The sequence below is a fragment of the Streptomyces hebeiensis genome (assembly GCF_052983195.1).
This window is the reverse complement of record NZ_CM129812.1, coordinates 5,535,410-5,554,983: the sequence shown is the minus strand read 5'-3', so window position 1 is coordinate 5,554,983 and position 19,574 is coordinate 5,535,410. Positions and strand designations below refer to the sequence as shown.

General features: G+C 73.3%; 17 protein-coding genes and 1 riboswitch. Of the genes, 2 read left to right on the top strand and 15 right to left on the bottom strand.

All coding sequences use genetic code 11. The features are described from left to right. Positions 1-98: 98 nt before the first annotated feature. From thrB to ACU6P3_RS23890, 6 genes are all read right to left on the bottom strand, one after another. Positions 99-1,016 (bottom strand): homoserine kinase, encoded by a 918-nt coding sequence (thrB, locus tag ACU6P3_RS23915; RefSeq protein WP_447194050.1) that lies wholly within the window; start codon positions 1,014-1,016, stop codon positions 99-101. A 567-nt stretch (positions 1,017-1,583) separates the two neighbouring features. Further along, positions 1,584-2,654: a threonine synthase gene (gene thrC, locus ACU6P3_RS23910; RefSeq protein ID WP_447194049.1), complete on the bottom strand. Its 1,071-nt coding sequence runs from the start codon at positions 2,652-2,654 to the stop codon at positions 1,584-1,586. Between the two features lie 7 nt (positions 2,655-2,661). After that, positions 2,662-3,951: a homoserine dehydrogenase gene (locus tag ACU6P3_RS23905; protein WP_344268810.1), complete on the bottom strand. Its 1,290-nt coding sequence runs from the start codon at positions 3,949-3,951 to the stop codon at positions 2,662-2,664. Between the two features lie 147 nt (positions 3,952-4,098). After that, a complete protein-coding gene (gene lysA / locus ACU6P3_RS23900) occupies positions 4,099-5,499 on the bottom strand; it encodes a diaminopimelate decarboxylase (RefSeq protein ID WP_447194048.1) in 1,401 nt (466 codons plus the stop codon). Between the two features lie 171 nt (positions 5,500-5,670). After that, positions 5,671-6,756 carry an ArgS-related anticodon-binding protein NrtL gene (gene nrtL, locus ACU6P3_RS23895; protein ID WP_447194047.1) on the bottom strand — a complete coding sequence of 362 codons (1,086 nt, stop codon included), beginning with the start codon at positions 6,754-6,756 and terminating at the stop codon, positions 5,671-5,673. Positions 6,757-6,811: 55 nt separating this feature from the next. Beyond that, a complete protein-coding gene (locus ACU6P3_RS23890) occupies positions 6,812-7,342 on the bottom strand; it encodes a response regulator (RefSeq protein ID WP_447194046.1) in 531 nt (176 codons plus the stop codon). 202 nt (positions 7,343-7,544) lie between these two features. Between ACU6P3_RS23890 and ACU6P3_RS23885 the strand changes: the two genes are divergently transcribed. After that, positions 7,545-7,916: a hypothetical protein gene (locus tag ACU6P3_RS23885; RefSeq protein ID WP_447194045.1), complete on the top strand. Its 372-nt coding sequence runs from the start codon at positions 7,545-7,547 to the stop codon at positions 7,914-7,916. A 112-nt stretch (positions 7,917-8,028) separates the two neighbouring features. On the opposite strand, the gene ACU6P3_RS23880 is transcribed toward ACU6P3_RS23885, so the two are convergent. The 9 genes from ACU6P3_RS23880 to ACU6P3_RS23840 all read right to left on the bottom strand — a co-directional run bounded on the left by ACU6P3_RS23880 (position 8,029) and on the right by ACU6P3_RS23840 (position 18,084). Then, positions 8,029-9,267 (bottom strand): MDR family MFS transporter, encoded by a 1,239-nt coding sequence (locus ACU6P3_RS23880; RefSeq protein ID WP_447194044.1) that lies wholly within the window; start codon positions 9,265-9,267, stop codon positions 8,029-8,031. 6 nt (positions 9,268-9,273) lie between these two features. Then, positions 9,274-11,115: an ABC transporter permease subunit gene (locus tag ACU6P3_RS23875; protein ID WP_447194043.1), complete on the bottom strand. Its 1,842-nt coding sequence runs from the start codon at positions 11,113-11,115 to the stop codon at positions 9,274-9,276. Continuing rightward, complete coding sequence (locus tag ACU6P3_RS23870) at positions 11,112-12,746, bottom strand: ABC transporter substrate-binding protein (protein WP_447194042.1); 1,635 nt, start codon at positions 12,744-12,746, stop codon at positions 11,112-11,114. The genes ACU6P3_RS23875 and ACU6P3_RS23870 overlap by 4 nt, the downstream gene beginning before the upstream one ends. 212 nt (positions 12,747-12,958) lie before the next feature. Then, the gene (locus tag ACU6P3_RS23865; RefSeq protein ID WP_447198042.1) at positions 12,959-13,510 is read right to left on the bottom strand and encodes a GNAT family N-acetyltransferase; all 552 of its coding nucleotides are present in this window, start codon (positions 13,508-13,510) and stop codon (positions 12,959-12,961) included. A gap of 78 nt (positions 13,511-13,588) precedes the next feature. Continuing rightward, entirely contained in the window at positions 13,589-14,482 is an 894-nt protein-coding gene (locus tag ACU6P3_RS23860; RefSeq protein WP_447198041.1) for an ABC transporter ATP-binding protein, read from the bottom strand. 119 nt (positions 14,483-14,601) lie between these two features. Further along, a complete protein-coding gene (locus ACU6P3_RS23855; RefSeq protein ID WP_447198040.1) occupies positions 14,602-15,660 on the bottom strand; it encodes a FecCD family ABC transporter permease in 1,059 nt (352 codons plus the stop codon). Between the two features lie 236 nt (positions 15,661-15,896). Further along, positions 15,897-16,919 (bottom strand): ABC transporter substrate-binding protein, encoded by a 1,023-nt coding sequence (locus ACU6P3_RS23850; protein ID WP_447198039.1) that lies wholly within the window; start codon positions 16,917-16,919, stop codon positions 15,897-15,899. A gap of 199 nt (positions 16,920-17,118) precedes the next feature. Further along, positions 17,119-17,303: riboswitch (cobalamin riboswitch) on the bottom strand. Positions 17,304-17,366: 63 nt separating this feature from the next. Continuing rightward, complete coding sequence (locus ACU6P3_RS23845; protein ID WP_447194041.1) at positions 17,367-17,825, bottom strand: type II toxin-antitoxin system VapC family toxin; 459 nt, start codon at positions 17,823-17,825, stop codon at positions 17,367-17,369. Beyond that, positions 17,815-18,084 carry a type II toxin-antitoxin system Phd/YefM family antitoxin gene (locus ACU6P3_RS23840; protein WP_447194040.1) on the bottom strand — a complete coding sequence of 90 codons (270 nt, stop codon included), beginning with the start codon at positions 18,082-18,084 and terminating at the stop codon, positions 17,815-17,817. Before ACU6P3_RS23840 ends, ACU6P3_RS23845 begins: the two co-directional genes overlap by 11 nt. A 287-nt stretch (positions 18,085-18,371) precedes the next feature. On the opposite strand from ACU6P3_RS23840, the gene ACU6P3_RS23835 reads away from it, so the two are divergent. Beyond that, positions 18,372-19,559, top strand: coding sequence for a right-handed parallel beta-helix repeat-containing protein (locus ACU6P3_RS23835; protein WP_447194039.1), 1,188 nt, complete (start codon positions 18,372-18,374; stop codon positions 19,557-19,559). Positions 19,560-19,574 lie beyond the last annotated feature (15 nt).

Sequence of the window (19,574 nt, the reverse complement as noted above, 5' to 3'; positions counted from 1 at the left end):
GAAGCACCGCGTCGCGATGACGGCGGTTGCAGACTTGAGGTTAACACTACCGGCTCCAACAAACATTCCCCCTCTCCCTGACCGGCAATCTCCTGGGGCTACGAGCCGAGCGGCAGAACGCTCGCACCGGCGTCGTCGAGGGTGAGCCGGTTGGCCGCCCATCCCTCGCCCGCCAGCCGTGCGACCTTGTCGGCCGCACCGTCCTCGACCAGCGCCAGGACCGTGGGGCCGGCGCCGGAGACCACCGCGGGTACGCCGTCCGCGCGCAGCCTGCTCACCAGCGCGACGCTCTCGGGCATCGCCGGGGAGCGGTAGTCCTGGTGGATACGGTCCTCGGTGGCCGGCAGCAGCAGTTCGGGGCGCCTGGTCAGCGCCTCGACGAGCAGGGCGGCACGGCCGGCGTTGGCCGCCGCGTCCACGTGCGGGACCGTGCGCGGCAGCAGGCCGCGGGCGGTCTCCGTGAGGACCGGGCTCCCCGGCACGAAAACCACCGGAACGATGGACTCGGCCGGATCCATCCTGATCGCGCGCGCCGCTCCGCCGTCCGTCCAGGCCAGCGTGAACCCACCGAGCAGACAGGCCGCGACATTGTCGGGATGGCCCTCGATCTCCGTGGCCAGCTCCAGCAGCGCCGCGTCGTCCAGCCGGGCGTCGCCGCCTATGGTCACGGCGCGGGCGGCGACGATCCCGGCGCAGATCGCGGCGGAGGAGGAGCCCAGGCCGCGGCCGTGCGGGATGCGGTTGGCGCACACGACCTCGAGGCCACGGGGCTGGCCGCCGAGGAGCTCGAAGGCCGTGCGCAGGGAACGTACGAGCAGGTGGGACTCGTCACGGGGAAGCGTGTCGGCGCCCTCACCCGCGATGTCGACGTGCAGGCCGGAATCGGCGACGCGGACGACCACGTCGTCGTAGAGCCCCAGCGACAGTCCGAAGGCGTCGAAGCCCGGACCGAGATTTGCGCTGGTGGCGGGGGTGCGCACCCGTACGGCGGCGGCGCGGAAGGCGGGACCGGCCATCGCTTCGACGACTCTCCTTGTGGCTGCGTGGTGGGGACTGCGTACTGCGAGACGTGGTGAACCGCGGGTTGTCCGACGATGTACGGGACACCCGAGGGCCACGGGAGGCAACAACACCGCGGCATATGCGGCGGGCGGGTTAGGTACAGCCTATCTAAGGATGGATGCATGGCGACATAGGGCGCACAGGAGGCGCACGATGCGTGTCGCACTCCTGGCGTGCGCCGAGTCCCGTCGTCCGACCTTCCGGCCCGTCCGCTCCCGCACCCGCGCCCGCTGGGGCTGGGGGAATCTGGCGGGGACAGCCGCCGGACCGGCGCCGCCCCCGGCCCGGAACGGGCCAGGGACACGGCTGTTGACGCCCTGTCCGCCGCCGGCCGCCGCCGGAGCACCCCCGCGGACGGGAGCGGGAGGACAAGGATCCGGCCGTACGCCCTACTGGCGGGCGGATCCGGACAGCACCGGGCGGGGCCGGACGGACCCCGCCCGGTGCCGGCCGTCGACGGGGAACGGGCGCGGTGGCCGCGCGGGGCACGCCGTGCCACTGCCGGCCGGTCGTGAGTTATGTCACCCCAGGCCGAGGCGTTCCGCCGCCGCCACCGCGTCGACCGGGACCGTGATCGGCTGCGGGGCGCCCGCGACCGCCCAGTCCGGGTCCTTGAGGCCGTTTCCGGTGACCGTGCAGACGATGCGCTGGCCGGGGTCGACCTTGCCCTCCTCGGCCGCCTTCAGCAGGCCCGCGACGGATGCCGCCGAGGCCGGCTCCACGAAGACGCCCTCCCGCGCGGCCAACAGCCGGTAGGCGGACAAAATCTGTCGGTCCGTCACCTCGTCGATGAAACCGCCCGATTCGTCCCGTGCCGCCAGCGCGTAGCTCCAGGACGCCGGGTTGCCGATCCGGATCGCGGTCGCGACGGTGCGCGGGTCCTTGACGACCTCGCCGCGCACGATCGGCGCCGAGCCGGACGCCTGGTAGCCCCACATGCGCGGGGTGCGGCCGGCCACGCCGTCCGCCGCGTATTCGGTGTAACCCTTCCAGTACGCGGTGATGTTGCCGGCGTTCCCGACGGGCAGGACATGGATGTCCGGCGCGTCGCCCAGCGCGTCCACGATCTCGAAGGCGGCCGTCTTCTGCCCCTCGATACGGACCGGATTGACCGAATTCACCAGCGCCACCGGGTAGTTGTCGGCCAGCGACCGCGCCAGCGTGAGGCAGTCGTCGAAGTTGCCGTCGACCTGGAGGATCCGCGCGCCGTGGACCAGCGCCTGGCCCATCTTGCCCAGCGCGATCTTGCCCTGGGGGACGAGGACGGCGCAGACCATCCCGGCCCGTACGGCGTACGCCGCCGCCGAGGCCGAGGTGTTGCCGGTGGAGGCGCAGATGACGGCCTGCGCGCCCTCCTCCTTGGCCCGGGTGATGGCCATGGTCATGCCACGGTCTTTGAACGAGCCGGTCGGGTTGGCGCCCTCGACCTTGAGATGCACCTCACAGCCCGTGCGCTCGGACAGCACCTGCGCGGGCACCAACGGCGTGCCGCCCTCGCGGAGCGTGACGACCGGCGTCGTGTCCGTCACCGGGAGGCGGTCCCGGTACTCCTCGATGATGCCCCGCCACTGGTGGGTGCCAATGCTGGTCATGGGTCCCTTACTCCCCTTCAACACGCATGATGCTCGCGACACCGCGCACGGTGTCGAGCCCGCGCAGCGCTTCGACGGTCCCGGAGAGGGCCGAGTCCAGCGCGCGGTGGGTGACGACGACGAGGGACGCCTCGCCGTCCTTACCCGTCTGACGGACCGTGTCGATCGACACGCCGTGCTCGGCGAAGACCGTCGCCACCTGGGCGAGCACGCCCGGCTTGTCGGCCACGTCGAGCGAGATGTGGTACCGCGTCACCACCTCGCCCATGGGGCTCACGGGCAGCTGGGTGTACGCGGACTCGCCGGGCCCGACGGCTCCGGCGACCTTGTTGCGGCAGACGGCGACGAGATCGCCGAGCACGGCGGAAGCCGTCGGCGCGCCGCCCGCGCCGGGTCCGTAGAACATCAGCTGTCCGGCCGCGGCGGCCTCCACGAACACCGCGTTGTACGCCTCGCGCACGGACGCCAGCGGGTGGCCGAGGGGGATCATCGCCGGGTGGACGCGCGCGGTGACGGACCGGCCGTCCGCGGCCCGCTCGCAGATCGCCAGCAGCTTGACGGTGCAGCCCATGCGCTGCGCGGAGGCCAGGTCGGCGGTGGTGATCTCCGTGATGCCCTCGCGGTGCACGTCGTCCAGGCCCACCCGGGTGTGGAAGGCGATCCCGGCCAGGATGGCGGCCTTGGCGGCGGCGTCGAAGCCCTCGACGTCGGCGGTCGGGTCGGCCTCCGCGTAGCCGAGCGCGGTGGCCTCGTCCAGCGCCTCGGAGTAGCCGGAGCCGAGCGTGTCCATCCGGTCGAGGATGAAGTTGGTCGTGCCGTTGACGATCCCGAGGACCCGGTTGACCGAGTCGCCTGCGAGGGATTCGCGCAGCGGCCGGACCAGCGGGATGGCGCCCGCGACGGCGGCCTCGAAGTAGAGGTCCTGGCCGTGCCGCTCGGCCGCCGCGTAGAGGGTCGTGCCGTCCTCGGCGAGCAGCGCCTTGTTGGCGGAGACGACCGACGCGCCGTGTTCGAACGCGGTGGTGATGAGCGTACGGGCGGGCTCGATGCCGCCGATGACCTCGACGACCACGTCTATGTCGCCGCGTTTGACGAGGGCGGTGGCGTCGGTGGTGACGAGCGCCGGGTCGATTCCCTCGCGCACCTTGTCGGGACGGCGGACGGCGACTCCGGCCAGTTCGACCGGGGCGCCTATCCGCGCGGCGAGATCGTCCGCCTGCGTCGTCATGATGCGCGCCACCTCGGAGCCGACCACGCCACAGCCCAGCAGGGCCACCTTCAGCGGACGCGTACGCATCATCCGATCCACGCCTTTCATCCCACACAGCCGTCGTTCGCGGCCGTCGTTCGCGGCCGTCGTCATGTCGCGATCGTCGTGTCGCGATCCAGTCTCACGCACCGAACGGGAGTTTCTGCCCTCCGTCCAGATTGCGAGACGTGTATTTCAGTCTCCGACATCCAGTCGCAGAAGATCTTCCTCCGTCTCCCGCCGGACGATCACCCGGGCCACACCGTCCCGCACGGCGACGACGGGCGGCCGCAGCGCGTGGTTGTAGTTGCTCGCCATCGAACGGCAGTACGCACCGGTGGCGGGCACGGCGACCAGGTCACCGGGTGCGAGGTCGGCGGGCAGGAACGCGTCCCGCACGACGATGTCACCGCTCTCGCAGTGCTTGCCGACGACGCGGGTGAGCATCGGCTCGGCGTCGGACCGGCGGGAGACGAGCGCCACGCTGTACTCGGCGTCGTACAGGGCCGTGCGGATGTTGTCGGACATGCCGCCGTCCACACTGACATACGTCCGCAGCCCCTCGAGCGGCTTGACCGTGCCGACCTCGTACAGCGTGAAGGCGGTGGGGCCGACGATCGCGCGGCCGGGCTCGACCGAGATACGGGGGGTGGCGAGTCCGGCGGACTCACACTCACGGGTGACGATGTCGCGGAGGGCCTTCGCGATCTCGTGCGGTTCGCGCGGGTCGTCCTCGGAGGTGTACGCGATGCCGAGGCCGCCGCCCAGGTCGATCTCCGGCAGTTCGACGCCGTGCTCGTCGCGCACCTCGGCGAGGAGCTGGACGACGCGGCGGGCGGAGACCTCGAAGCCCGCCATGTCGAAGATCTGCGAGCCGATGTGCGAGTGGATGCCTGTCAGCTCGATCCCGTCCAGGCCGAGGGCCCGCCGGACGGCCTCGGCGGCCTGGCCGCCGGCCAGCGCGATGCCGAACTTCTGGTCCTCGTGGGCGGTGGCGATGAACTCGTGCGTGTGCGCCTCGACGCCGACGGTGACCCGGATCTGCACGGGCTGGCGGCGGCCGAGGCGCCGCGCGGTGTGCGCGACCCGCACGATCTCCTCGAACGAGTCCAGCACGATCCGGCCGACGCCGGCGGAGACGGCCCGCTCGATCTCGGCGGCGGACTTGTTGTTGCCGTGGAAGGCGATGCGCTCGGCGGGCATCTCGGCGGCCAGCGCGGTGGTCAGCTCGCCACCGGAACACACGTCGAGGTTGAGCCCCTCCTCCGTCAGCCAGCGCACGATCGCGCGGGACAGGAACGCCTTGCCCGCGTAGTACACGTCCGCGTCCGGGCCGAAGGCCTCGGCCCAGGCGCGGCAGCGGGCGCGGAAGTCGGCCTCGTCCAGGAAGTAGGCGGGGGTGCCGAACTCCTCGGCCAGCCGGGTCACCTCGATGCCGGCGACGGACACGACACCGGCGCTGTCGTCGGCCCGGCGGACCGTGCGCGACCAGACCTTCTCGTCCAGCGCGTTCAGGTCCTCGGCCGGGGCGGTGTAGTGGCCCTCGGGGTGGATATCGGCGTGCCGGGGTCCTGCGGGGTGTGCGGAACGGCTCATCTCGTTGCTCTCTCGTACTCTCTCGTGCTTTCTCCGCGCCGCTCGGCGGTGTTCCGGTCCCGGCGTGTCCCGTCGGTGTCCCCACCGTGTTCCGGTGGGACCCGGGCCCCGGTGAGGTACGGGGATCCGGGCCCCGGCGGCCGGGAGCGGACCGGAGGTGCCGGGTGCGGCTCAGAGGTGTTCGGGGGCGTCGATGCCGAGCAGGGACAGGCCGCCGGCCAGCACGGTCCCCGCGGCGTCGGCGAGCGCCAGCCGGGAGCCGTGGGCGGCCGAGGGTTTCTCGTCCCCGAGGGGCAGCGGCCGGCTGCTCTGCTGGAAGCGCAGGAACGCGTCCGCCGTGTGTTCGAGGTGGCGGGCGAGCCGGTCGGGTGCGCGCAGCCGGGCCGCGGCCTCCAGGACGGCGGGGTGGTCGCCCAGGGCGGTGAGGAGGGGGGCCGCGGCGGGGTCGTGGGACGTGGTGTGGGGCGTGTACCGGGGAGCGATGCCGAGCCGGTCGGCGTTACGGGCGAGGGCACGGGTGCGGGCGTAGGCGTAGCGCACGCGGAAGAGGGGGTTGCTCTCGCGCTGGACGAGCAGGCCGTCGTTCCCCGCTCCTCCGGACACTCCCCCGTTGCTCCGGCCGCCGCTCGCGTCGTTCCCGTCGCCGCCGTACGGACGGTCGTGTGCGGCGGGCCGCAGCAGTGCCCACCGGGCGGCGTCGGGCCCGAGCCGGTCGAAGAGTCCGCCGACGGCCAGGTCGTCACCGGGGCGCGCGGGCACGACCCGGGTGACCTCGTCGCCGCCCGGGTGGACGACCGCGGTGGCGCCCTGCGAGCGCAGCAGCAGGACGACGGTCTCGGTCCACACGTCGGCGCGCAGCTCGCCGGCCGGGGCGAAGACGGCCATCGTCCCCGCCAGCGCGTCGCCGTGCCCGTAGCGCGTACCGGCCGCGAGGACGGTACGCACCAGGTCGGCGTGGCCGTCGTGGGCCAGGGTGAAGTTCAGGAACCCGGGACCGGTCACCTCGACCCGCGCGATGCGGGGGTGCAGGGTCCCGGCGCGCACGATCTCGGCGCGCAGTATCTCGGCGACCTCACGGGCCGTGCGTCCGGCGGATCCGGCCATGCGCAGGGCGACATTGCTGGCGTAGTCCCCGGTGCCGCCGGGCCGCGGCCGTTCGACCACGACGCGTTCGGGCACGGGCCCCGGGAGGGCTTCGTCCTCGACCGCGCGGGAGACGGCGTGCAGCACGGTGCGGGACAGCTCGGCGGGGGTCACGGGACCAGCGTATGGGAGGAGGGGGGTGGTCCGGCGAACCGGTTTCGCCATGCGGTCACATGAGAGGCCGGCCGCCTGCGCTGCCCGCTGTCCGGCCGGCGCCCGGCCGGCCCTCCAGGGACGTCGGCCGCGCCGGATTCCCCGGCCCGTCCGGGCTCCCCGGCCGCTCCCCGCCGCCCGGCCTGCCCGGCGTCTCCGCCCGCTCGGGCCGCTCCCGGCGGATCAGCCGCCGTACGAGCCTGACCAGCTCGGACGGCTCGAAGGGCTTGGCGAGGAAGGCGTCCACCCCGGCGGCGAGGCCGGCCTCCGTCTCGTACTGCGTACACGCGCTGACGATCGCCAGCGGCACCGCGCTGGTCCGCGGGTCGGCGCGCAGCCGGGCGGCGGTGGCCAGCCCGTCCATGCGGGGCATCACGACATCGAGCGTCACGGCGTCGGGCCGCACCCGGTGCACCACGTCCAGGCATTCGGCACCGTCGGCCGCGGTCACGACCTCGAAGCCCTCAAGTTCGAGATTGACCCTGATCAGCTGTCGGATGACTCTGTTGTCGTCGACAACGAGCACCCGCCCCGACGCGCCGGACACAACTCGAGAGTAGGTCCGACTCCCTTGCCGCGTCCGGGTTTTCCCCACTTCCACCGACACGGCCCCACGGTCGGGGCGACACCGCTGCCCACTCGGGGACGGAGGCCACAACCGGCGGCGAGCGGCCGGTCCGCGCCGGGAGCGGCCCCGCGGGTGCGGGAACGGCGTGGGCCGGGCCGAGGGGCCGCATCAACCTCGGTCCGTGGAACAGAACGAGGTCGTCCTCAGGGCCATCGGCATCCTGACCCGGTCCGCGCAGTGGCGCCGGCAGGTGGAGGCCGGTGACGCGGGTGGCGACGACCCGCTCGGGGAGGACCCGGGCACGGGCCAGATCGCCGCGCTGCTCGCCGAGGTCTTCCCGTCCGTCCCGGTGCGGGAGGAAGCCACCGCGCTGGAGGCCGCCCACGCGGTGACCGAGGCGGCGCTGCCCTCGGTGATGCGGCTGATCGGGGCGTTCACCTACGTCTTCGCGGAACTCGCGGAGGCCCACGACAGCGGCCGGACGGACATCACGTCGGAGCAGTTGCTCCGGGAGCTGGCGCTGCGGATGTCGCGCGCGGGCGACGCGGTGTGACCGGTGCGCGGGGCCCTCGGCGCACAGACCCGTGCGCCGACGGGCGTCAGGACGCCCGCGGCCGCTCCACGGCCGGCCCCGCCCTTGCCCGCATGGCCTGCGTGGCAGGGCGTCACGCGGCCCGGTCCTCGTCTCCCGCCCGGCGCGGACGGCGTGGCAGCACCGCCACCGCCGCCACCGTGATCGCCGCGAGGACCAGCCAGGGCACCGCCACCGGGAGGCCGGCGTCGAGGAGGGTGCCGGTCGCCGAGCTGCCGAGCAGGACCATCAGGCCCGAGACGGACGACATCGCGCCCGTGTAGAGGCCGAGCCGGCCGGGTTCGGCGAGGTCGGGGACCCAGGCTCGGGCGGCCGGGGCGACCAGCATCTGGCCGAGCGTGAGCAGGACGACGAAGCCCGCCCCGGGCAGCAGGCCCGCCGCTCCCGTCCACCCGGCCGGCCGGGCCGCCGCCACGACGGCGAAGCCCACGGCGATGAGCAGCAGCCCCGCGGCCATCGAGCGGCGCGGGCCGAGCCGGTCGGCCCGGCGGGTGACCGGCAACTGCGCGGTGACCACCAGCAGCGACGACAGCGCGAACAGCCAGGACAGCGGCGCCTGGGAGCCCGCCGCGCGCCCCACCTCGGCGGGGAGGGCGAGGTAGAGCTGGTTGTACGCGAGGAGGTACGTGCCGTACGCCAGGCACAGCGCGAGGAACCGGCGGTTGCCGAGCATGAGCCGCAGGCCGCCGGGCCGGACCCGGACACGGCCCGGGATGCGCTGGGGCAGCAGCCGCCAGTGTCCGGCCAGGACGAGCACGAAGACCCCGGCACCGGCCAGGCAGACCGTCGGGAAGTCCACAGCGAGCAGCAGGCCGCCCAGCAGCGGCCCGACGAACGCGCCGGCCTGTCCCGCCACCGTGAGCAGGGCCAGGATCTCGGTCCTGGGGCCTTCGCCCGCCTCCTCCCTGGCCACCGCCTGCCGGGCGACCTCCGACTCCACGGCCGGCGAGAAGAGCGCCGCCGCGAAGCCGATCAGCAGGACCGCGCCGATGACCGCCCAGGTCCGCTCCGCGTGGCCGAGCCAGACGAAACCGGCGACGCGCAGGGCGCAGCCGGTGAGGACCACCGGCCGTACGCCGTACCGGTCGGTCAGCGCGCCGCCGACCACGAACAGGCCCTGCTGGCTGAACGTACGCAGGCCGAGCACCAGCCCGACCAGCCAGCCGGCCATGCCTATCGCCGTGCCCAGGTGGTCGGCGAGGAAGGGCAGGACGGCGAAGAAGGCGAGATTGAAGGCGAGCTGAGTGAGGATCAGCAGGCGCAGCAGCGGGGAGAGGCTCTGCCACGTGCGCCAGGTGGGCGCGGTACGCACTCCTCCTCACTCCTCCGTCGCGGGTCGTCCCGGCTCGGGCCGCCGCCGTCGCGGCGTCGGCCCGTCCATACGCGCACGCCACCCCGAGCCCTGTCCCCGTCCCCGTACGAACCGCGGAAGGCGCACCCCGCCCGCCGCCGTCACCGCGAGCGCGCCCAGCAGGGCCAGCACGGCGGCCGGTGCCAGCACGGACCACGGCGCGCGTTCCGCGTACGGCAGGTTCTCGGCGAGCAGCAGGCCCCACTCGGGCGAGGGCGGCTGCGCGCCCAGCCCCAGGAAGCCCAGGGCCGCCAGCGCCAGGGCCACCCCGGGCAGGCGCAGCAGCGCGTGGCGGAGGACGGGCGGGACGACGGCGGGCAGCAGTTCGCGCCACAGCACGTACGCCTCGCTCGCGCCCAGCGCGCGGGTGGCGGTGATGTGCGTGGCGGCCCTCTCCCGCTCCAGCAGCGCGCCGGCGTGCGCGGCAAGGGGCGCCCAGGCGACGGCGGCCACGGCCAGCGCGGGGGTGGCCGGTCCGCTGCCCGCGATCCCGGCGACGAGGAGCCCGGCGAGTACCGGCGGTACGGCGTTGACCGTGTCCACGACGGCGCCCGACACCCTCGGTACGAGTCCGAGCAGCACCCCGGCCACCAGCGCGGCGGCGCTCACCGCCAGCGCGACGGCGAGCGTGCCGAGGGCCCCGTGCGCGACGCGCGCCAGGACGTCGCGCCCCAGCGCGTCGGTGCCGAACGGATGCTCCCAGGACGGCGCGGCCAGCCGGGCGGCCGTGTCCAGCCCCAGCGGATCCCGGGCCAGCCCGAACGCCACCACCGCGACCAGCAGCGCCCCGTACACCAGCGGCGCCGTCCGGCGTCCCGGCGGGGCGGGCCGGGGCGGCGACTGTACGGCGCCGTCGCGCAGCGCCGGGCCCAGCAGCAGGCGCGCCGCCGCCCGCGCGAGGCCGCCCGCGACGGCGGCGGCCAGGACCAGCGCGAGCGTGCCGGCCTGGAGTACGGGCAGGTCCTGGGCGGTCGCGGCCTCCAGGGTGAGCCGGCCCAGCCCCGGAATGTCGAAGATCTGCTCCACCGCGACCGCGCCGCCGGTGAGGCCGACCACGAACAGCCCGAGGTTCGGCAGCAGGCCGGGCACGCAGTGCCGCAGCGCCTGGCGCGCGACGCGCCCGCCCGACAGCCCGCGCGCGGCGGCGGCCGAGGCCCAGGGCTGCGCGAGGACGCCGGGCAGCGCGTCGGCGAGCAGCCGGCCGAGCAGCGCCCCGGCGGGCAGTCCGAGCGCCAGCGAGGGCAGGACCATCCACCGCGGCCCGTACCAGCCGAGCGCGGGCAGCCAGCCGAGCTGGACGCCGACCACGGTGGCCAGGACGGACGCGGTCAGGAATTCGGGGAGCGCCGCGAGCATCGCGGCCGTACCACCGGCGCGCGGGCTGCCGAGCCGGCGGCGCGCGCCGAGCCACAGGGGCCGGGCACACACCGCCGCGGCCGTGCCGAGCGAGACCACCATGGCCCCGGCCATCAGCAGCAGGGAGACGCCGAGGGCCTGTCCCACGGCGGGCAGGACGGCCGACCCGGAGATCCACGAATGCCCGGCGTCGCCCTGCGCCAGGGCGCCGAGCCAGTCCCCGAGGAGGCGGAAGGGGCCCGCGTCCAGGCCGAGTTGGTCCCGTACGGCCGCCAGCGCCTCCGGGGTGGGGTCACGCTCGGCCGACCGGGCCTTGAGGACGGTCAGCGCGGGGTCGGTACGGGAGAGCCAGGGCAGCAGGCCGACGAGGCAGACCAGCAGCCCGGCGAGGGTGAGGCGCCAGAGGGCGGTGAGCGCGGCGGAGGCGGGACGGGCGGTGGGTACGCCGGTCATCGCCGGGTGCCGGCGGTCACCAGCGAGCGCTCGTAGGGGTCGAGGTCCACACCCCGTACGGACGGCGCGACACCGACGATGATCCGCTGGTGCACCAGCGGGACCACCGCGTCGGTGCCGAGGATCCGCGCCTCCGCCGCCATCGCCGCGTCCTGCCGCTCGCCCTGGTCCGCGACGGCGTCGGCCGTGGCGACGGCGCGGTCCACCGCCTTGTCGCAGAGCAGCGCCAGGTTGTAGCTCCCGTCGCAGGTGAAGTCCGAGGAGAGGATCGAGACGGGGTCGCCGGTGTCGAGCATGCTGTTGCGCGCGGCGACGACGGCGTCGAACTTCCCGGCCAGCGCGTCGCTCTCCAGCCGCCCGTACTCGCGGACGGTCAGCTTCACGGTGAAGCCGGCCTTCTCCAGCCGCTGCTGGAGCACCTGGGCGGTCTCGGGCAGTTCGGGCCTGTTGTCGTACGTGGCGAGGGTGACGGCCCTGCCCTCGAGCGCGGCCCTGACGTCCTGGGCGGAGGCCGGCCGCGCGCGTCCGGCCGGCCGGACGCGCTTGCCCTCGGCCCAGGTCAGGGCGGGACCGTAGAGGCCCTGGCCGGGGTCGGCGTGACCCTCGTACACCCCCTTGGCGAGGGCGGGGGTGTCGATCGCGGCGCGGGCGGCGGCGCGGATCGCCGGGTCGGCGAACACCCCGCTCCGGGTGTTGAGGACGAGGCTGGTGTTACGGGCGGTGGGGACCTCGCGGGCGGTTCCCTCGGTGAGGGAGGCGGCCTGCGAGACGGGTATCGCCTCGGCGATGTCCACGTCGCCGCTGCGCAGCGCGTTGGCACGGGCGGTGCCGTCGGCGATGAACTTCGCGTCGACGCCGGAGGCGTGGGCCCGGCCGCCCCAGTAGTCGTCGAAGCGGCTCAGGGTGGCGGAGGCGGAGCCGTTGACCTTGGCGAGGGCGAAGGGGCCGGTGGCCGTGGCCACGAGGTCGGGGCGGACGCCCTCGCCGGCCTTCGCACCGCCGCCGGCCGCGCCCCGCTTCACGTTCGCCCCGTCCGCCCCGTCCGCCGTGAACGCCTTGAACGCCTTCGGGGCGAGGACGGCGAGGCTCGGGCCGGCCAGCCGCTGCGGCAGGGCGGGGTCGGCGGCCTCGGTCGTGACGCGGACCCGGTGGTCGCCGGACGGCGTGGCGGTGAGCGAGACGCCGGAGAGCGCGGTGGGCAGGGGCGTCGCCCGCGTGGCGTGGGTGAGGGAGGCGGCGACGGCCGCCGGGGTGACCTCGGTCCCGTCCTGGAAGCGGGCCTCGCGCAGGGTGAACAGCCAGGTCCGGGCGTTCTCCCGGGTCCAGCTCTCGGCGAGCGCGGGCGTCGCCGCCCCGTTGCCGTCGAGCCGGGTGAGGCCCTCGGTGACGCCGAGACGGCTGAGGAGCGTGGCGTCGGCACCGTACGGCGAGAAGTTCTCGGTCGGCGGGAAGGCGAGGGCCACGCGCAGTCGCCCTCCGGAGGAGGAGCCGGACGGCGGGCCGTCGGAGCCACCGGAACCGCCATCGGCGCCGCCGGACGCGAAACAACCGGTGAGGAGGGCCGCCGACAGGACGGTCAGGGAAGCGGACAGGAGGCCGGCGGCCGGCCGGCGGCGACGGACAGAGCGCATGATCCTCGTTCTCGTCTCTACGCGGTGGACAAGGCGTTCGGGTGAGCGGGCAGACGGACGAGAGATTACCTGAAAATCATTTCCATCAAGGGTGGCGGGGTGATGGACGCGGGACACGGGCCCGCAGCACCGCGTGGGCTCACGCCGTGGGGACAGGCTCACGCCGTGGCGCAGGCTCGCCCCTGCCACAGGCTCACGCCCGTCGCGCCGGATCACGCCATGGGGACCTCGAAATGGACGGTGCGCCCTTGCGGGACGCCCTGTTCCGGGCCACCGGGCTCCTCCCGCTCGTCGCACACCACCTTGCCCAGCGACCGCCAGAACCCTTCCGCGCCCGGCACGGCGGGGTCGGTGTGCAGGTAGACCGAGCGATAACCGCCGTCCGCCACGGCGAAGTCGAGGAGCGCGCGCACCATCCGGCGGGCCAGCCCCCGGCGGCGGTGGGCCTCACGCACGTACACCCGGCGCAGCTGGGCGGTCTCGCCGGACGGATAGCGCTCGGCGAGCCAGCGCGGGTTGGGCGGGTGGAGTGGCCCCCGGGAGTCCAGCGCCGCCGTCCCGGCGACCTCGCCCGTGACCTCGTCGACCGCGACCAGCAGGGCGTGCCGGTCGGGTACGAGATAGGCGGCGGAGAGGTCGATGATGTCCGCGTGCCACCGGGGCACGTACCCCGTACCGAAGTCGCGGTAGACGGTGTCGAGCATCACCGCGCGGGCGGCGTCGACGTCATCGGGGGTCGCGGGTCGGATGCGGTAATCAGACACATGAGGCACTTGCGCATCATATGCATTAAGGATCGCGAGCCGGCAGGTGGGGACGGGCGCGTAACGGCGGACCCAGACTCAGGTGGTCGCGGAGGACGTCGGTGGTGTCGGCGACGACGAGGGCGACGGTGGTGTCGGTGGTGTCGGTGGTGTCGGCGACGACGAGGGCGACGGTGGCAGGGTCCCCAGAAAGCGCACGTACGGGCGGTTCGCGGTTCGCGGCGCGTCGTCGCCCGGTCCGCGTGGTGTGTCGGGCCCGTCCGGTGCATGGCGCGTGACGGCGGCCCGTACCCCGTACACCTCCGCGATCAGGCGCTCGGTGATCACGTCCTCCGGGGGCCCGGCCGCCACCACGCGCCCCTGGTTCAGGACGACGAGCTGATCGCAGTACATCGCCGCCAGGTTGAGGTCGTGCAGTGCGATGACGCAGGTGACGGGCAACTCGGCGACCAGGGTCAGCAGGTCGAGCTGGTGCTGGATGTCGAGGTGGTTGGTGGGCTCGTCCAGGAGGAGTTCGCGGGGCTCCTGGGCGAGCGCGCGGGCGATCTGCACCCGCTGGCGCTCGCCGCCGGAGAGGGTGTGCCAGGACTGGTCGGCCCGGTCGGCGAGGCCGGTGCGCGCCAGTGCCGTACGGACGGCCTCGTCCTCCGACGACGTACCGGACGCTCCGAGCCCGCCGCCGGCGCCGAGCGGCCAGGCGCGGCGGTGCGGGACGCGGCCGAGGCGTACGACGTCACGGACGGTCAGCTCGACCTGGGTGTCGGCCTGCTGCTCCACGACGGCGATCCGGCGCGCGAGCGGCCGGCGGCCGTACCCGGGCAGCGGGCGGCCGTCGAGCGTGACGACGCCGGACGCGGGGGCGAGGACGCCGGAGAGCAGGCGAAGCAGGGTGGACTTGCCGGAGCCGTTGGGGCCGAGCAGGCCCACCGTGGCGCCGGGCGGGGGCGCGATGCTGACGCCGTCCACGACGATGCGCCCGCCGGCGGCGCGGCTGACCCGGTCGGCCCTGAGCCCCTGTTCCGTGTGTTCCGTGTGTTCCGTGTGTTCCGCCGACCTGGCGGGGCGCCGCTCTCTTGTGTCACGTGACGCGTTCACCGGGGCCTCCGGGTGCGGTGGAGAACGAGGACGAACGCGGGGACGCCGATCAACGAGGTCACGACCCCCGCCGGTACTTCCTGCGGGTCGAGCACCGTACGGGCCAGGGTGTCCACCCAGACCAGGAAGACCGCCCCGGTCAGCGCCGTGAGCGGCAGCAGCCGGGCGTGGCCGGGGCCGGCCAGGGCGCGGGCCGCGTGCGGCAGTACGAGCCCGACGAAGCCGATCGCACCGGCGCTGCTGACCAGCGCGGCCGTCAGCAGCGCCGTGACGCACAGCAGCACGATCCGGGTGCGGGTCACGGACACGCCCAGGGCGGCCGCCGCGTCCTGGCCGAAGGCGAACGCGTCGAGGGTGCGCCCGTATCCCACGCACACCAGCAGCGCCACCGCGAGCACGGCCAGGCAGATCCACACGTCCGTCCAGCCGGCGCCGCTGAGCGAACCGAGCAGCCAGAAGAGCACACCGCGCGTGCTCTCCGCGTCGGCGGACGTCATGACGACGAAGGAGGTGAGGGCGGAGAAGAGCTGCATGGCGGCGACGCCCGAGAGCACCACCCGGTCCATCGTGCCGCCGAGTGTGTGACTCAGCAGCAGGACCAGCGCGAACGACCCCAGCGCGCCGAGGAACGCCCCGCCGGACACCGACAGCGCACCGCCGCCCACGCCGAGGACGACGACCAGGACGGCTCCGGTCGAGGCACCCGAGGAGACGCCGAGGACGAAGGGGTCGGCGAGCGGGTTGCGGAGGAGGGACTGCATGACCGCGCCGCACAGGGCGAGCCCGGCGCCGCAGACGGCGGCGAGGAGGGTACGGGGCAGCCGCAGGTTCCACACGATCCCGTCGCGGATGGGTGTCAGCCCTGAGCCGCCCCACCCCAGGTGCGCGGCGACGACGGACCAGACGTCGCCGACGCGGATGTCGGCGGGGCCGATGGTGATGGCCACGGCGACGGAGAGGAGGAGGGCGGCGAGGCCACCGGCCCAGAGGAGGCCGCACCGGAGGCGACGCGAGGTGTGCGGGCGCGACGCCGGGACGGGCCCCGGTTCCGACACCGGAGCCGGCCCCGGTTCCGACACCGGCCCCGGTTCCGGCTCGGGTTCGGGTTCCGGCTCCGGCACGGACCCCGGTTCCGACACCGGAGCCGGCCCCGGTTCCGACACCGGCTCCGGGCCCCCTCGGGCGTCGGCCGGGTCGACGGCACGCCGCGCTCCCCCGCCCGAACCCGAGCGCGAGCCGGAACCCGAACCCGAGCCCGCGCTTGTGCCCGTGCCCGTGCCCGTAACGGCACTCATGTCGCGGGCGCGATCCGGCGGATCAGCGCGGCCACCTTCTCGACGCCCTCGACGGTACGGATGGTGGGGTTCATCGCCTGCCCGCTCAGCAGGACGTACCGCTTGTGCTTTACGGCGTCCATGTTCCTGGTGACCGGGTCGGACTCCAGGAACTCGATCTTCTTCGCGGCACTCTCGGCGGTCTGCGACTTCCGGGTCAGGTCGCCGATCACCAGCACGTCGGGGTCGCGGTCGGCGACCGTCTCCCAGTTGATCTGGGGCCACTCCTGGTGGGTGTCGTCGAAGACGTTCTTCGCGCCGACCGCCCGGGTGATGATGCCGGGAGCACCGCAGCAGCCGCCCATGAAGGGCGACTCGGAGTTGGCGAACCAGTACAGGACGGTGACGGTCCTCGCCTTCGACGCGTCGATCCCCTCGGTGGCCCCGGCCATGCGGGCCTCGAGGTCCGCGACGAGCCTCTCACCGCGCTTCTCCACACCGAAGGCCCCTGCCAGGTCGCGCACTTCGCCGTACACGTCCTCCATGGTCAGCGGCTTCGTACGGGCTCCGTCGCCGTCCCCTTCGTTGTTCTTCGAGCAGTCGGAGGGCGAGACGTACGTGGGCACACCGAGCTCGCGGAACTGGTCGCGCGTGGCGACGCCGCCCTTGCCCAGGGTGGACTCGAAGGAGGCGGCGACGAAGTCGGGCTCGGTGTCGAGGACCTTCTCGAAGGAAGGGGCGTTGTCCGCGAGGCGGGGCACCGTGGAGTCGGCCCCGCGCAGCCCCGCCGGCAGCGGATCCGTCCAGGTCGCGGTCCCGGCCATCCGGTCGGCGAGACCGAGCGAGAGCATAATCTCGGTGGTGCCCTGATTGAGGGAGACGGCCCGCTCGGGCGGCGCGGTGAGGCGCACCCTCTCGCCGCAGTTGTCGACGGTACGGAGATAACCGGCGACCGCTCCGCCGCCCCCGCCCTTGTCCTCGCCTCCGGCGGGGCCCCCGCCACAACCGGTCAGCAACACGGCGGCCCCCGCGAACAACAGGGCGACGGAACGGACGGAGCTGACGGAACGGACGGAGCGGAGGGAGCGCCTGGAGTTGGTGCGGCGGAGGGAGCGCCTGGAGTTGGTGCGGCGGAGGGAGCCGGCGGAAGGGACGGCACGCGCGATCGGCACGGAAGATCCTCTGTGTCGCGGGCTCATGCGCGGAGCCCAGTCGTACGGTGTCCCCCCGCCACGACGTACGAGGCGGAGGCCGCCAGCAGGTCTTCGGACTCGGGATCCCCCGGACGAGGCGCCTTCCCGGAGCCGATTCGCTCCAGTGGCCGATGCCCCGCCCGTCACCCTCACCGCTGCGCGTCAGTTCCGGATTCGCACCGGATTCCCTGACCCACGTACATGGGTTCGACTGGCCCCGGCAAGCTATCACAGGGGACGCCTGCCGCCACTCCCGTCACAACAACCGGCCGCTTCCGGAAATCGTGCCAGGTGTCATCCGTCGTGCAGCACGTTCGGGCGCGTTACGGGTACCACCGCGAGGAGGTCGTCCAAGCCCTTGTAGTCGTCGGGATTCGTAGTGAACAAGGGCAGATCCTCTGCCACCGCGATCGCCGCGATCATCAAGTCCGCGATCCGGTGCCGAGGTTTGCGGCCGATGGAGATCACTGCCGCACACACCCTGCCGTAGGCGCGGCCCGCCTCCACGCCGAAGGGGATGGGGTCGAACTCGCTCTCCGCCCTCTGGAGCACGTCCAGCCTCCTGGCCCTTTCGGCGTGCTCGTCGTAATCGGATTGCTCCTCATTCCTGCGCACCCCGTGCGGTCCCGCGGACAACTCCGCCAGAGTTACGGCGCTGATCGCCATCTCGGCGGGCAGCTCCTGCGGATCCAGCCACTTCCGAAGGATCATGATGTTGGTGTCGAGCAGCCCCTGCGGGTGATCAGCGGGCATAGGGGTCGTCCGCCTCCTGCTCGGCAATGCTGTCCTGATCGGCCCGAAAGGCGTCGAGGGAAATATCGGGAGCGGTGCGCGACATCGCGGCGAACTCCTCGCGAGGGACGAACCGCCTGCGTCGGCGCAGAGGAATCAACTCACCGATACTGTGCCCGTCGCGTGTGACGGTGAAGGACTGTCCACGCTGAACGGCATCCATGATCTCCTTGGACCTGTTACGAAGGTCACGCTGAGTAATCTCAGGCTGTCCGGTCACACAGCCACCGTACGCGGGGCGTGCCACACCGCGCCACCAAGTGCCACGCGCCCTGACTCTCCGCACACAAGGAGAGACCGTCGGGCCCGGGCGAGCCAAAGGGCACCACGAGCCGAGGAACTGAACCGCGACACGGCCACCCCGACCTTTCCTTTGCACTTCATTTATTGACGCGCTCATGGCGCGCTTCTAGCTTGGTAAGCGCTTTCTATTCATGGAGAGCCGCACTTCCCTGCCTGCCCACCCGGCAGGCGACCACGAGAAGGACGAGGAAGGACGAAACCCCCATGAAACCGAAAACCCCGCTGTCCTTACTGGCCTGCGCCGCCCTGATGGCCGGCGCGGCCGTGGCGCTCCCGGCCGCCACGGCGACGGCCGCGCCCCAGGCCGTCACCGAGCTGTACGTGGCACCGAACGGCAGTGACAGCGCGGCCGGAACGAAGTCCGCCCCGACGACGCTGCCCTCGGCGATCAGCCGCATCTCCCCCGGCGGAACGATCTACGTGCGCGGCGGGACCTACGCCCTGTCGAAAACGGTCACCATCCCGCCCGGCAACAACGGCACCTCGGCCGACCGCACGGAGCTGTCCGCCTACCCGGGCGAGACCCCCGTACTGAACTTCTCGGCGATGAGCGAGAACACGGCGAATCGCGGGCTCGCGGTGAACGGATCGTTCTGGCGCGTCTCCGGCCTCGTCGTCGAACGCGCCGGCGACAACGGCATCTTCGTCGGCGGCAGCAACAACGTCATCGAGCGCACCGTGACGCGCTTCAACCGCGACACGGGGCTCCAGCTCTCGCGGATCGCCTCCGACACGCCGCGCGACCAGTGGCCGGCCAACAACCTCGTCCTGAGCGCCGAGTCGCACGACAACGCCGACTCCGACGGCGAGGACGCCGACGGCTTCGCCGCGAAGCTCACCGTCGGCTCCGGGAACGTCTTCCGCTACGCCGTCTCCCACAACAACATCGACGACGGCTGGGACCTCTACACGAAGAGCGACACGGGCGCCATCGGCCCGGTGACCATCGAGGACTCCTTCGCCTACAACAACGGCACCCTCAGCGACGGGACCCAGAACTCGAGCGGCGACCGCAACGGCTACAAGCTCGGCGGCGAGGACATCAAGGTCAACCACGTCATCCGGCGCAACATCGCCTACAACAACGGCAAGCACGGATTCACCTACAACAGGAACCTCGGCACGATGTCCGTCTCGGACAACATCAGCATCAACAACAAGGAGCGCAACTTCTCGTTCGACGGCGGCACCTCGGTGTTCCGCGACAACGTCTCCTGCCGCAGCGGCAAGGGGACGAACGACAAGACCGTCGGCGACGTCAACAGCTCGAACCAGTTCTGGACCGGCTCCAACGGCTCCCGGTGCTCGTCGTACCCCGGCGCCCCGTCCTGGTCCTTCGCCTCGGACGGCCGTCTGGTCGTGACCTTCGGCGGCAAGCGCCTGACGCCGTAGCCCGTCCGGTCGCCC

What these genes read in the sequence shown, in the direction of transcription:
- ACU6P3_RS23870 (WP_447194042.1), bottom strand. Translation starts at nt 12,746, where the DNA reads ATGCGCTCTGTCCGTCGCCGCCGGCCGGCCGCCGGCCTCCTGTCCGCT.
- thrB (WP_447194050.1), bottom strand. Translation starts at nt 1,016, where the DNA reads ATGGCCGGTCCCGCCTTCCGCGCCGCCGCCGTACGGGTGCGCACCCCC.
- lysA (WP_447194048.1), bottom strand. Translation starts at nt 5,499, where the DNA reads ATGAGCCGTTCCGCACACCCCGCAGGACCCCGGCACGCCGATATCCAC.
- ACU6P3_RS23835 (WP_447194039.1), top strand. Translation starts at nt 18,372, where the DNA reads ATGAAACCGAAAACCCCGCTGTCCTTACTGGCCTGCGCCGCCCTGATG.
- ACU6P3_RS23905 (WP_344268810.1), bottom strand. Translation starts at nt 3,951, where the DNA reads ATGCGTACGCGTCCGCTGAAGGTGGCCCTGCTGGGCTGTGGCGTGGTC.
- ACU6P3_RS23875 (WP_447194043.1), bottom strand. Translation starts at nt 11,115, where the DNA reads ATGACCGGCGTACCCACCGCCCGTCCCGCCTCCGCCGCGCTCACCGCC.
- ACU6P3_RS23845 (WP_447194041.1), bottom strand. Translation starts at nt 17,825, where the DNA reads ATGCCCGCTGATCACCCGCAGGGGCTGCTCGACACCAACATCATGATC.
- thrC (WP_447194049.1), bottom strand. Translation starts at nt 2,654, where the DNA reads ATGACCAGCATTGGCACCCACCAGTGGCGGGGCATCATCGAGGAGTAC.